Origin of the sequence: Microbacterium sp. Nx66, from assembly GCF_904066215.1 — a bacterium.
GTDB lineage: Bacteria > Actinomycetota > Actinomycetes > Actinomycetales > Microbacteriaceae > Microbacterium > Microbacterium meiriae.
On sequence record NZ_LR880474.1, the window covers coordinates 776,328 to 788,536 of the forward strand.

General features: G+C 70.6%; 10 protein-coding genes. 6 read left to right on the top strand and 4 right to left on the bottom strand.

Annotation, left to right across the window (positions count from 1 at the left end; translation table 11 throughout):
- Positions 1 to 2 precede the first annotated feature (2 nt).
- Positions 3 to 983 carry a c-type cytochrome biogenesis protein CcsB gene (ccsB, locus tag MICNX66_RS03650; RefSeq protein ID WP_187663333.1) on the top strand — a complete coding sequence of 327 codons (981 nt, stop codon included), beginning with the start codon at positions 3 to 5 and terminating at the stop codon, positions 981 to 983.
- 106 nt (positions 984 to 1,089) lie between these two features.
- Here the strand turns inward: ccsB and MICNX66_RS03655 are convergent, their stop codons facing one another.
- The 3 genes from MICNX66_RS03655 to MICNX66_RS03665 form a co-directional block, all read right to left on the bottom strand.
- Positions 1,090 to 1,680, bottom strand: coding sequence for a 2'-5' RNA ligase family protein (locus MICNX66_RS03655; RefSeq protein ID WP_232089181.1), 591 nt, complete (start codon positions 1,678 to 1,680; stop codon positions 1,090 to 1,092).
- 124 nt (positions 1,681 to 1,804) lie between these two features.
- The gene (locus MICNX66_RS03660; protein WP_187663334.1) at positions 1,805 to 3,772 is read right to left on the bottom strand and encodes a YhgE/Pip family protein; all 1,968 of its coding nucleotides are present in this window, start codon (positions 3,770 to 3,772) and stop codon (positions 1,805 to 1,807) included.
- On the bottom strand, positions 3,769 to 6,555 hold the full coding sequence (locus MICNX66_RS03665) for an MMPL family transporter (protein ID WP_187663335.1): 2,787 nt from the start codon (positions 6,553 to 6,555) through the stop codon (positions 3,769 to 3,771). The genes MICNX66_RS03660 and MICNX66_RS03665 overlap by 4 nt, the downstream gene beginning before the upstream one ends.
- A gap of 129 nt (positions 6,556 to 6,684) precedes the next feature.
- Between MICNX66_RS03665 and MICNX66_RS03670 the strand changes: the two genes are divergently transcribed.
- Complete coding sequence (locus tag MICNX66_RS03670; RefSeq protein WP_187663336.1) at positions 6,685 to 7,311, top strand: TetR/AcrR family transcriptional regulator; 627 nt, start codon at positions 6,685 to 6,687, stop codon at positions 7,309 to 7,311.
- Here the strand turns inward: MICNX66_RS03670 and MICNX66_RS03675 are convergent.
- Positions 7,308 to 8,294: an o-succinylbenzoate synthase gene (locus tag MICNX66_RS03675; RefSeq protein ID WP_187663337.1), complete on the bottom strand. Its 987-nt coding sequence runs from the start codon at positions 8,292 to 8,294 to the stop codon at positions 7,308 to 7,310. The genes MICNX66_RS03670 and MICNX66_RS03675 overlap by 4 nt on opposite strands.
- 274 nt (positions 8,295 to 8,568) lie before the next feature.
- Between MICNX66_RS03675 and MICNX66_RS03680 the strand changes: the two genes are divergently transcribed.
- The 4 genes from MICNX66_RS03680 (at position 8,569) to MICNX66_RS03695 (ending at position 12,186) form a co-directional block, all read left to right on the top strand.
- Positions 8,569 to 9,807: a Fic family protein gene (locus tag MICNX66_RS03680; RefSeq protein ID WP_187663338.1), complete on the top strand. Its 1,239-nt coding sequence runs from the start codon at positions 8,569 to 8,571 to the stop codon at positions 9,805 to 9,807.
- Positions 9,808 to 9,945: 138 nt separating this feature from the next.
- Complete coding sequence (locus tag MICNX66_RS03685; RefSeq protein ID WP_187663339.1) at positions 9,946 to 10,278, top strand: PadR family transcriptional regulator; 333 nt, start codon at positions 9,946 to 9,948, stop codon at positions 10,276 to 10,278.
- A 1-nt stretch (position 10,279) separates the two neighbouring features.
- Complete coding sequence (locus tag MICNX66_RS03690) at positions 10,280 to 11,239, top strand: permease prefix domain 1-containing protein (protein WP_187663340.1); 960 nt, start codon at positions 10,280 to 10,282, stop codon at positions 11,237 to 11,239.
- A 5-nt stretch (positions 11,240 to 11,244) separates the two neighbouring features.
- On the top strand, positions 11,245 to 12,186 hold the full coding sequence (locus MICNX66_RS03695) for a 1,4-dihydroxy-2-naphthoyl-CoA synthase (protein ID WP_187663341.1): 942 nt from the start codon (positions 11,245 to 11,247) through the stop codon (positions 12,184 to 12,186).
- Positions 12,187 to 12,209 lie beyond the last annotated feature (23 nt).

Sequence of the window (12,209 nt, forward strand, 5' to 3'; positions counted from 1 at the left end):
CCATGCTCGAGCTCACCGTGATCTCGCCCGTCCTGCTGTGGACGGCGATCGCGATCTACGCGGCGGCCTTCGTGGCCTACGCCTTCGATCTCGCGCGCCGCTCGCAGGCGACGGCCGACGCCCACACCGTCCGCGAGGGCGAGCTCGTGGCCGCCGGTCGTTCCGGGAGCGTCTCCGCTTCCGCACCCGTCGATGCGCCCGGAGCTCCGAAGCCGCAGCGCTTCGTCATGGCGCGAATCGGCACCTCGCTCACCGTGCTCGGCTTCGTGTTCCACCTCGCCGCCGCCGTGACGCGCGGCATCGCGGCCGGTCGGGTGCCGTGGGCGAACCTGTACGAGTTCGGCATGGTCGGAACGCTGCTCATCATCGCCGTCTACCTGGCGGTGCTCACCCGCCTCGACCTGCGCTTCCTCGGCACGTTCATCACGGGCCTCGTCGTGGTCCTCCTGGGCCTCGGCGCGACGAACTTCTACGTCGAGGTCTCCCCGCTGATGGACCCGCTGAAGAGCGTGTGGCTGATCATCCACGTGTTCGTCGCCTCGCTCGCGACCGCGTTCTTCGCCCTCGCCTTCGCGCTCTCGGTGATCCAGCTCATGCAGGCCCGGCGCGAGCGGCTGCTCGGTGAGGGGGCGGCCAAGACCGGCCCCGGCTTCCTGCGCACGTTCCCGCCGGCGGAGCGCCTGGAGAGCCTGGCGTACCTGTTCACGATCATCGGCTTCATCCTCTGGACCTTCACCCTCATCGCCGGGTCCATCTGGGCGTACTACGCGTGGAGCCGCTTCTGGGGCTTCGACGTGAAGGAGACCTGGACCTTCGTGATCTGGGTGCTCTACGCCGGGTACATCCACGCCAGGGCGACCCGCGGCTGGCGCGGCAACCCTTCGGCCTGGCTGTCGATCGTCGGCTTCACCGCCGTGATCTTCAACTTCACCATCGTCAACGTCTTCTTCAAGGGTCTGCACGCCTACTCCGGCCTGAGCTGAACCGGCCGAGCACAGCTTCGGAGATCGCGAGGGACACACCGACGGGCTGACCTCGGTCGCGGTGTGTCGTCCGGCATCTCCGAAGTCGTGCCCGCCGGAGCAGGGCTCAGCCGCCGAGGGGGATGACCTCGGCGTGCTCGACGCCGCCCTCGTACCAGACGAACTCGGCCTCGGTGACGACCTCCGTCGGCGAGGGTGTGAGAGGACGGACCTCGGTGGCGGCGAGCTGCTGCCATGTCTCAGGGTCCAGCGTCTTGCCGTAGAGCACCGAGAGGTGGAAGGTCCAGTCCTCGACGGAGAGCTCGTCGAGGCGACGGAAGTCCGTCGGCCGGAGCACCTCCGTCAGCGAGGCGTATGCGTGCACGAGCGCGGGGGTGCGGGCGAGGCGTAGGATCACGATCTGCCACGGCGCGGGGAAGACGTCCACGGCGTCGGCGGTGAGTTCGAGAGGACTCTGTTCCGCGGCCCAGGCGCGGATCAGGGCCCGCAGCTCCTCCCGGCGCTCCGGCTCGAAGAAGCCGCGAAGCGTCACGTGCTCCGTGTGCGGATGCCGCAGGGGCGTCCCCAGGCGATCGAGCGCGCCTTCCTGGATGGCCCGATATTCAGAAGCGACGGCCTCCGTCGGCCGGAGGACGAGATACTGCTGTCCTTCGAGGCTCGCGAGCTGGTCCGGAGTGTCCATGAACGGTCGGCGCATGGCACGAGGGTACGGGGTGTCGTCGTCGAGTCCGTGCACTGTTTCGGAGAACGGACGCGACATGCCGTCGGCAGGGGGTGTCCGGCGGCGTGTCGTCCGTGATCTCCGAAGTTGTGCCCGGGGGTCAGGCGGTGACGACGGCGCGGGCGGTGGTCGTGCGACGGACCGCGACGACCACCGTCGTGGCGACGAGCGACAGCACGCCCCAGACGACGAGGGCGGCGACGGCGGCCCCGCTCGCCTCCACGAGACCCGCGAAGGCCGGTGCGGTCGGGAGGGCGGCCCCGATGCTCGCGAGCCAGTCGGGCACGGTCGAGATCAGTCCCGTCGCCACGGCGATGACGCCGATCAGTGCGGCGATCCAGCGTCCGACGCCGCCGAACACCGCCACGAGGGCCTGGTTCACCGCGGCGAACACCACCCCGGCGAGGACGGCGGTGCCCGCGAACGCCCACCATGCCGCAACGTCATAGTCCGCCACGGTCTGCACGATGAGGGAGACGACCAGACCCTGCGCGACGCCGATCGCCGCGGCCGGCCAGAACGCGCGGAGGGTGAGGGAGGCGGACGAGCGTCGCGACGTGAGCGTGCGCGCCGTGTGGGCGCGGAGGACGAGGAACGACGCGAGACCGCCGAACCACAGCACCACCGCGGTGAGCAGCGGGATCGCGGTGGGACCGAAGAGCGAGCCCATCGAGGAGTCGGTCGCCACGGGATCGGCGATCACCGAGGCCAGCGACGTGGACTCCTCGTCGCTGAAGGACGGGAGGGAGTCCGCCGCGGTGCGCAGTCCGCCCGCGAGGTCGCCGGTGCCGGTCGCGAGGGTGTCGAGGCCGGTGGCGAGCTCCGTGCTGCCGTCGGCGAGCTGGGACGCGCCGTCGGCGAGCTGCGTCGCGCCGGACGACAGGGCTCGCGCTCCCGCCGCGGACTGATCCACGCCCTCGCTCGCGAGGCGGTTGAGCCCGTCGGCGAGCTCTGTCGCCCCGGCGCCCGCCTCGCCGAGCTGAGTGCCCAGGGTGGAGAAGGACCCGGGAAGCGCGGCCACACCCGTGGCAACCTCTTCGTTGTTGAGGATGCCGGAGGCGGTTCCGGCCGACGTGGCCGCTGCCGCCGCCTTCGAGGCGAGGCCGGAGAGCTGTCCGCACTCCGGCGATTCCGGATCGGCGGCGCACGCCGTGGCCGCCATCGTCCCGAGACCCTGTGCGACCGTGGCCGAGTCCGTCGCGGCCGACTTCGCCGACGCGCCCGCCGACTGGATGCTACCGGTGAGCTTCTGGACGCCGGCGACCCGGCCCTGCAGCTCGGTCGCCGCGGAGGTGAGTCCCGCACCGATGGTGCCGGCGCCGGTCGCGGCCTGCCGGGTCTGCCCCGCGATCGTGTCGAGGCCGGACGCGAGGGTGGAGGCCCCCGTGCCCAGCTCTCCGGCACCGGCGGCGAGCTGCGTCGCTCCCTCCGGGAGGGCGGCGGCGCCGGTGGCCGCGTCGCGGGCGCCCTTCGCCAGCTCCAGGGCCCCGTCCGCCGCATCGCCGATCTGGTCGCCGATGGTGGTGAAGCCGACGAGGATGTTCTCGGTCGTCGCCTCGGACAGCATGGTGCCGAGCGTCGAGGCCGCCACGTCGGCGATCTGTCCGGTGATGAGGTCGTCGGCCACGAGGCCGTCGTCGGGCGTCGTCACCTGGATCGTCGCCTGCTCCGCGTCCCCGCCGCCGTCGGCGACCGCCTGGCCCGCGGAGGTCGCCGCGGCCGAGAAGTCCTCGGGGATCGTGATGACGGCCTGGTACGAGCCGTCGGCGAGTCCGTCGGCGGCGTCCTCCTCGTTGGAGATGACCCACGTGAGGTTCGAGTCGAGGTCGTCCGACCCCTCGACGAGCCCGGAGGCGAGCTGGCGCCCCAGGGGAGTGGTCTGGCCGTCGATCTCGACGGGCTCGTCGAGGTTCACGATGGCCGCGGTCATGGAGTCGAGGCGTTCGGTCGGGTTGTAGAGCGCCGCCATGAGGATGCCGCCGACCGCTGCCGGCAGCAGCAGGACGCCGAGGATCGTCAGCCAGGTGATGGGTTTGCGCGAGCGGGCACGCTCGAGGGGGAGGGTCATGCGGGCACCTCGGTCGTTTCTGCGGCGCTCGGGCGGGGCGCGCGCGTGTCGAGAACGTCGGCGGACGGCCATCCGGCCTCCGCGAGAAGGGAACGGGCCGCGTCGGGGTCGGCGGCTGTGGCGAACACGGCGAGATCACGACGGGACTTCGCATCGCGCAGCATCGCTGCGGCCTGGTGGCGCTCGCCGCCGCTGAGCCGGTCCGCACCGTCGATCACCACGAGCTCGGAACGACCGCGGAGGGCTTCGCGGAGATCGGCGAGGACGGATCCGTCGTCCGCCGCGAGCACGCAGCCCACGTGCGAGCGGACCCAGGCCGCACGTCCGGGCAGCAGGTGACCGACGACGCGGAGGCGCCCGTCGGCCGGAGCGATCCGGGCGCCGATCGTGAGCGCGAGGGCGCGCAGCGTCCCGGCGTCCGTGCCGCTCACGACGAGGGCCGCGCCGGGCGCGAGTCGCAACGTCAGCCCCTCCGCCGCGGAGATACCGGCGCCGAGCTCCAGGTCGTCCGCGGCGACGAGCGACCCGTCTCCCGGCCAGGCTTCGAGGTGCCGTTCGCGTTCCACCGCCTCGCCCTCGATGTCCACGCGGGGGAGGATCCGCTCCAGCCACGACGGGATCTCCCAGGCGCGCTCGCCGAGGATCGCCATCAGCGCCGGGATCAGCGTCATCCGCACGAGGAAGGCGTCGAAGGCGATGCCGGCGGCGAGTCCGAGGGCGATGGGTTTGAGGGAGGAGTCGCCCTCGGGTACGAAGGCCACGAACACTGCGAACATGATGAGCCCGGCTGCCGTGACGACCTTCGCCGACCCGGTGAACCCGCTCCGCACGGCGCGCAGGGCCGCCGCACGCCGGGTGGCGCGGTCCACCGACCCCGTACCCTGGCGGAGGTCGGGATCGTGCACGAAGTCCTCGCGCATCCGCGACACGAGGAACACCTGGTAGTCCATCGCGAGGCCGAAGAGCACGCCCATGAGGATGATCGGCATGAAGCTGATGATCGGGCCGACCTTCGCGACGTGCAGGAGGTCGGCGAACCAGCCCCACTCGAAGACCGCCCCGACGACGCCGAAGGCGGCGACGATCGACAGCAGGTAGCCCGCCGCGGCGGTGATCGGCACCCAGAGGGAACGGAACACGATGGTGAGGAGGATCAGCGAGAGGCCGATCACGAAGATCCCGAACGGCAGCAGCGCCGCCCCGAGCTGATCCGAGATGTCGATGCCGACGGCGGTGAAGCCGGTGACCTTGAGGTCGATGCCGAACTCGTCCAGCCACTCGTCGTGGTGGCTGCGGAGCTCGCGCACGAGGTCGGCTGTGGCAGGGTCGTCAGGAGCCGTCTCCGGGATGATCTGCACGATGCCGGTGTCGGCGGTCTCGTTCGGCGTCGCGAGGGCGACCTCCTTCACACCGGGCACCTCGGCCACCGCGTCTCCGAGGTCTTCCATGAGGCCCAGCGGATCGGTGGAGGTGACGATGGTGCCGGTGAGGATGAGGGGGCCGTTGAAGCCGGGACCGAACTGCTCGCCGACGAGATCGTAGTTCTGTCGCGCCTCGGAGTCCTTCGGCAGGACGCCGGCGTTCGGCAGGGCGAGGTCGAGGCTGAGGGCGGGGACGGCGACGATGCCGAGGCCGAGGACGACCGCGAGGGAGACGAGGACGGGGTGCTTCGTCACGCCCTCCACCCACCGACGGCTGCCGCGGGGCTTCGTCGCGGCGTTCTTCGCGGCCGCCTTCTTCGGGGTCTTCGCGCGCTTCGGTCGTCCGGCCACGCGGCCCTTGAGGAATCCGAGCAGGGCGGGGGTCAGGGTCACCGCGATCGCCACGGCGACCGCGACGGCCACGGACGCCGCGACGCCCATGGTGGTGAGGAACGGGATGCCCGCGAAGCCGAGGCCGATCAGCGCGATGAGCACGGTGACGCCGGCGAAGACGACCGCCGATCCGGCCGTGCCGACCGCGCGGGCGGCCGACTCCTCAGGTTCAACGCCGTCCCGGACCTGGTCCTGGTGGCGCGCGACGATGAAGAGCGCGTAGTCGATCCCGACCGCGAGTCCGAGCATCAGGGCGAGCAGCGGCGTGGTGGAGGAGACGGTCGCGAAGGCGGTCGCCGTGAAGATCCCGGCCATGGAGATGCCGACACCGAGGATGGCGGTGAGCAGGGGGAGTCCGGCGACGACGAACGACCGGAACGTGACGATGAGCACGAGGAGCGCGATGAGCAGGCCCACGGCCTCGGTGAGCGTGACGCCGGGGATCGAGATCGCGAAGAGGTCACCGCCGAGCGAGGCCTGCGCACCGTCGGGGAGCTCTGCCGCGAGCTCGTCGACGGTGGAGCGCAGGGCGTCCTTCGTCTCCTCGGAGACGTCGGTGGACTCGCCGTCGAACTGCAGGCGCACGATCGCCGCCGTGTCGTCGTCGTTGATCATGCCGTTGACCATCTCGTCGTACGGCGAGGTGGCGGCGAGGACCTCGTCGAGGTCGCCGAGCTCCGACACGGCGTCCTCGATCGGCTCGCGGTACTCGTCATCGGTGATCTCGTCGCCGTCCGCGGCCACGACGATGAACTGGGCGTTCGTGCCGCTCACCTGGGGGAAGGAGCGGGAGAGCTGCTCGAGGCCGGCCTGGGACTCGGTTCCGGGGATGGAGAACGTGTTGTCGGTGCCGGCGCCGAGGACCACGGCTCCGGCTCCGGCGATGCCGAGGGCGAGGAGCCAGGAGACGAGGACGCGCCACGGGTGGCGGAAGGACCAGCTTCCGAGGGACGAGAGCAGTGTGGACACGCGAATCTCCGTGGGGTGCCGGGTGGATACACAGGTGTATCCGATACATGGATGTATCGTAAGGTCATCCGCCATCCGGAGTCTGTGCACCGGGTGTGAATCGCCGAGAGGGAAGGCCAGGAGGTTCCGATGTCGTCACCCGCCACCCGCAGCCGGGAGAACACGAAGGCGCGTCTGCTGGAGGCCGCCGCGCAGGTGTTCGCCGAGGTCGGTCTGGACGGCGCCTCGGTCGAGGCGGTCTGCGAGCGCGCCGGCTTCACGCGCGGGGCGTTCTACTCGAACTTCGACTCGAAGGACGAGCTGTTCCTGACGCTCGCTGCCGGTGTCGCCGACGCGAGGGTGGCGGCCGTGCGGACTCGCGTGGAGCAGATGCGGGCGGACGGCGAGCTCGCCGACGACTGCGACCCGACAGATCTCGTCCAGCAGATCATGGAGCTCGGCAGCGACGACCGCCTGGGCGTGATGCTGATGAGCGAGATCCGGATCCGCGCCCTGCGCGACCCGCAGTTCGGCGAGGCCTACCTCGCCCAGGAGCGCGAGATGGTGGCGAGCATCGCACGCATCGTGGAGGACATCGTGGAGGCGGCGGGTACGCTGCGCCTCCGGCTGCCCGCGACCGACGCGGCGCGCATGCTGATGATCCTCTGGGAGGGCATGACCGTCCGCGGTGCCATGGCCGGCCGCGACGACGCGGCGCTGCGACACTCCGGCGGGCAGGAGCTCGGGCGGCTCGTGGAACTCCTCGTCGAGTCCTAGGCGCTGCGGGCTGCGAGCAGTTCGTGGTGGCAGCGGGCGAGGCGGGCCAGCCACCATTCCCGGCGTTCGTCCGCGGCGGCGAGGCGCGTGAGGGCTGACGGGTCGGGAGACAGGCGTCCGACCGGGATCGCCCCGTCGGCGGGGCGGAGGTCGGCGACGTCGTCCTGGAACAGCGAGGCCGTGCCCAGGCCGCAGTCGTAGTCGAGGGTCGGGAGGGCGGCGGCCAGGGCGGCTCCCTGCGTCAGGCCGATAGCGGTGTCCAGCGCGCTGGAGACGACCGCGGGCAGGCCGGCCGCGGTGACGATCTGCAGCGCGTGGGTGAGCCCGCCCAGCGGCTGCGCTTTGATGACGACGATGTCCGCGGCCCCCGCGCGCGCCACGGCGAGGGGGTCTCCGGACTTCCGGATGCTCTCGTCCGCCGCGACCGGGATCCCCATGTAGGCGATCCGCCGGCGCAGCTCGACGAGCTCGGGCACCGAGGCGCACGGCTGCTCGACGTACTCCAGGTCGAACGCGGCGAGCGCGTGGACGGCGTGCTCGGCCTCGTCGACGTTCCACAGGCCGTTGGCGTCGATCCGGATGCGGCCCTCCGGCCCGAGAGTCTCCCGGACGGCGCGGACCCGGTCGACGTCGTCCGCCAGCACCTGCCCGGGCTCGGCGACCTTGACCTTCGCGGTCCGGCATCCGGAGAAGCGCGCCAGGACCTCGGGCACGCGAGCGGCGTCGACGGCCGGCACCGTGGCGTTGACGCCCACCCGATCCCGCAGCGGCGCGGGTTGCGGGGCGTAGGCGTAGTCGATCGCGGCGGCCAGCCAGGTCGCCGCCTCGGCGTCGTCGTATTCGACGAAGGGGGAGAACTCGGCCCAGCCCTCCGGCCCTTCGAACAACAGGGCCTCCCGTGTGTCGACGCCGCGGAAGCGGGTCTGCATCGGCAGGGCGACGACGCGGGCGGAATCGAGGAGCTCCGTGACGGCGGGGATCATGACTTCATTGTGCGCCACCTCCGCCGCGATGATGTCGCACGCGAGTATCTTCCACGACGCTGAACGGCACGCAGAGCACCGCGTGACCCCAGGGAAAGGCCGCGCCGACGCTCGGATTCTCAGGGGCGCCCGCCGCGCCGAAGCGGTGGGCACGCCGTCTCCCCCGCCGGGTGCCTGCAGGTCCGGTCCCGCTTCGCCACGACGTCCTCTTGTTCCGATGGTTCGACGACGGGTAACCAACAGATAGTGCGATAAATGTTGGTAAACTGAGGGAATGGCAACAGGAGCTGCACCCGCACCCATTACGATCGAAGCCGTCTCCCACGAGACCTTCGAGTGGGTGCCGCGCGCCCCTGCGATGTTCTCCCGCGCCGAGGTGTCGCGCCAGACGGGTCCGTACGACGCCACCGTCACGTCGCCGATCGCTCAGTGGCATCCCCTACTTTCCGGTGAAGACTCGGCCGACGTCGAGGATGCCACGCGCCAACTGGTCGAGTTCGATCAGCACGCGCAGAAGAAGCTCGGCATGGACAACCCCGCCCTCGGCCCGATGACGGCGATCCTGCTACGCACAGAGTCGGCGTCGAGCTCGCAGATCGAGCAGCTGACGACCTCGGCGAAGCAACTCGCTCTGGCCGAGATCGAAGAGGGCGACAAGGCGAACGCGCTGACGGTCATAGGCAACGTCCGCGCCATGGAAGCCGCGCTCCGGATGGCCGACGACATCAACGAGGACTCCATCCTCGCCATGCACCGCGCGCTGCTGACGCATCAGCGCGGTCTCGAGCACGAAGCCGGCCGCTACCGCCGGGAGCAGGTCTGGATTGGGACCGGGAACGCCGGCCCCCGCTTCGCAAAGTTCGTCGCCCCACATCATGACCGCATCCCCGGTGCGATCGCGGATCTGGTTTCCTTCATCGACCGTCAAGATGTGTCGGTTCTGGTGCAGGTGGCCGTCGCGCACGCCCAGTTCGAGACCATCCATCCCTTCGTTGACGGCAACGGTCGCACCGGGCGCGCCCTGGCGCAGTCGATCCTGCGCAACAAGAAGCTCGTCGGGTCCACCGCGGTGCCGATCTCCGCGGGACTTCTCGTGGATACCGAGCGCTACTTCGCAGCCCTCGGAGCGTTCCGCGACGGGGACGCCGGCCCGATCGTCCGCGAGTTCGCGATGGCCAGCCGCATCGCTGCGAAGACGGGCACCGGGCTCGTCGACGACCTGGTGGAGCAGCTCGACGAGTCACGTCAGAAGATGGAGGGCATCCGTGCGGATGCCGCGGCGTGGAAGGTGCTCCCCTACCTCGTCGGCCAGCCCGCCGTGAACACGAAGTACCTCATGGCGGAGCTCGGTCTCGGGGAGATGGCGGCGCTGCGCGCGCTCGACGCGCTGACGGAGCGAGGAGTCCTGACCGAGACCTCGGGAAAGAGTCGCAACCGCGTCTGGCAGCATCGCGGCATCTTCGGCGTGCTTGACGCCTATGCCGCGGAGATCCGCCGCATGACGATCCGCTGAATTGAGAGGCAGCTCGGCGCGGAACCGCCCTTTGCCGGTGGGCCCATGACCTTCTGCAGCGGAGTGGGTGGGTGAAGGACATGTCGCACGAGGGTGTGCCGTTGACAATGGTGTGTGACGCACACTAATGTGATCGGCATGAACGAGACGCTCGACACGCATCTGCAGGAACTGCGCCGCGGCACCGTGGTGCTCGCCTGCCTGCAGCTGCTGCGGACGCCGGAGTACGGGTACGCGCTGCTCGAGCAGCTCGAGAGCCGGGGCTTCGCCACCGATGCGAACACGCTCTATCCGCTGCTCCGTCGTCTGGAGAAGCAGGAATACCTGACGAGCGAGTGGAACACCGACGAGGCCCGTCCTCGCAAGTTCTACCGCACCTCGGAGGCCGGCATCCGGCTGGCCGACACCCTCACCGACGAATGGCGCGCGCTCACCGGCGCGATCGCCTCCCTCACCCCCGAGGAGAACTGACATGACCACGAGCACGCTCACCGAGCGTTACATCAGCGCCACGATCCGCAGCCTCGCACCGAAGGCGCAGGACGAGGTCCGCGCCGAGCTCGAAGCCGCCATCGCCGACGCCGTCGACGCGAGGCGGGAACAGGGCGAGAGCCCGGAGGAAGCGGAACGGGCCGTCCTCACCGACCTCGGCGACCCGGGCATCCTCGCCGCCGGATACGCCGACCGGCCGCTGCACCTCATCGGCCCCCGGTACTACCTCACCTGGTGGCGGCTGCTGAAGCTGCTCCTGTTCATCGTGCCGCCGTTCGCGGCCGTCGGGGTCGCGATCGGACAGCTGATCAACGGTGCCGGCCCCGGAGAGGTCATCGGCGCGGTCGTCTCCGTCACGCTGTCGGTGATCGTGCACCTGTGCTTCTGGGTCACGCTCGTCTTCGTCGTGCTGGAGCGCACCGGTGCGGACACCGGGGTGCGATGGGACGTCGATCAGCTCCCCGAGCCCACGGAGCACGGGGCCGCCCGCGCCGACGTGATCGCCTCGCTCGTGTTCCTCCTCGCCGGCATCGGTGCGATCGTGTGGGACGCCACGCTCGGGTTCTTCCCGACCGGCGGCGACCCGATCCCGATCCTGGCGCCCGCGCTCTGGCCGGTGGGCATCGGCATCCTCCTCGCGCTCATGATCGCCGAGGCCGGACTGGCCGTCGCCGTGTACGCGCGCCGCCGGTGGACCGTCGCCGCCGCCGTCGTGAACACCGTCCTCGCGGTCGCCTTCGCGGTGTGGGCGCTCACCCTGCTCCTGCAGGGCGAACTGCTGAACCCGGCCTTCCTGGAGTTCGTGTTCACGGACAACGGGGTGGATGCCGACACGATGCGCGTCCTCACGGTGATCACGGGTGTCTGCCTCGTGGCTTTCCCGGCCTGGGACATCGTCGACGGGTGGATGAAGACGGCGCGTGCCCGGGGAATAGGCTGAAGACCGTGACCGATGCCTTCGTCTCCGACCTGTTCGATCCCGCCGAGTGGGAACTCGCGCCCGGCGCCGAGCACTACACCGACATCACCGCGCACGTGAGCCGCGACGGCGGGGTCGCCCGCATCGCCTTCCACCGGCCCGAGGTGCGCAACGCCTTCCGCCCGCACACGGTCGACGAGCTCTACCGCGCCCTGGACATCGCGCGGCAGGACGCGCGCATCGGGGCGGTGCTGCTGACCGGCAACGGACCGAGCCCGAAGGACGGCGGCTGGGCGTTCTGCTCCGGCGGCGATCAGCGCATCCGCGGCCGCGACGGGTACAAGTATGCTTCGACAGGCTCAGCAACCCAAGGGGGAGACTCAGCAACCGAGGGGGAAGGGGCCGCCCCGGCTGTCGGGCGGCTGCACATCCTCGAGGTGCAGCGGCTCATCCGGTTCATGCCCAAGGTCGTCATCGCCGTGGTCCCCGGGTGGGCGGCCGGCGGCGGCCACTCGCTGCACGTGGTGTGCGACCTGACCATCGCATCGGCCGAGCACGCGCGCTTCAAGCAGACGGACGCCGACGTCGGCAGCTTCGATGCCGGGTACGGCTCCGCCTACATGGCCCGGCAGACCGGGCAGAAGTTCGCGCGGGAGGTGTTCTTCCTCGCCGAGGAGTACTCGGCGCAGCGGGCCTACGAGGCGGGCGCCGTGAACCGCGTGGTGCCGCACGCCGAGCTCGAGCGTGAGGCGCTGAAGATGGCGCGCACCGTGCTGACGAAGTCGCCGACGGCGATCCGGATGCTCAAGTTCGCCTTCAACGCGGTCGACGACGGCCTCGTCGGCCAGCAGGTGTTCGCGGGAGAGGCCACCCGTCTCGCCTACGGCACCGACGAGGCGGTGGAGGGGCGGGATTCGTTCCTCGAGAAGCGCGCCCCGGACTGGTCGTCCTTCCCCTGGCACTACTGAGTCCGCACGAGAGACGGAGCCGA

Bases quoted from the DNA above. Each gene is read 5' to 3' on its own strand.
- ccsB (WP_187663333.1), top strand. From the start codon at position 3: ATGCTCGAGCTCACCGTGATCTCGCCCGTCCTGCTGTGGACGGCGATC.
- MICNX66_RS03655 (WP_232089181.1), bottom strand. From the start codon at position 1,680: ATGCGCCGACCGTTCATGGACACTCCGGACCAGCTCGCGAGCCTCGAA.
- MICNX66_RS03660 (WP_187663334.1), bottom strand. From the start codon at position 3,772: ATGACCCTCCCCCTCGAGCGTGCCCGCTCGCGCAAACCCATCACCTGG.
- MICNX66_RS03670 (WP_187663336.1), top strand. From the start codon at position 6,685: ATGTCGTCACCCGCCACCCGCAGCCGGGAGAACACGAAGGCGCGTCTG.
- MICNX66_RS03675 (WP_187663337.1), bottom strand. From the start codon at position 8,294: ATGATCCCCGCCGTCACGGAGCTCCTCGATTCCGCCCGCGTCGTCGCC.
- MICNX66_RS03680 (WP_187663338.1), top strand. From the start codon at position 8,569: ATGGCAACAGGAGCTGCACCCGCACCCATTACGATCGAAGCCGTCTCC.
- MICNX66_RS03685 (WP_187663339.1), top strand. From the start codon at position 9,946: ATGAACGAGACGCTCGACACGCATCTGCAGGAACTGCGCCGCGGCACC.
- MICNX66_RS03690 (WP_187663340.1), top strand. From the start codon at position 10,280: ATGACCACGAGCACGCTCACCGAGCGTTACATCAGCGCCACGATCCGC.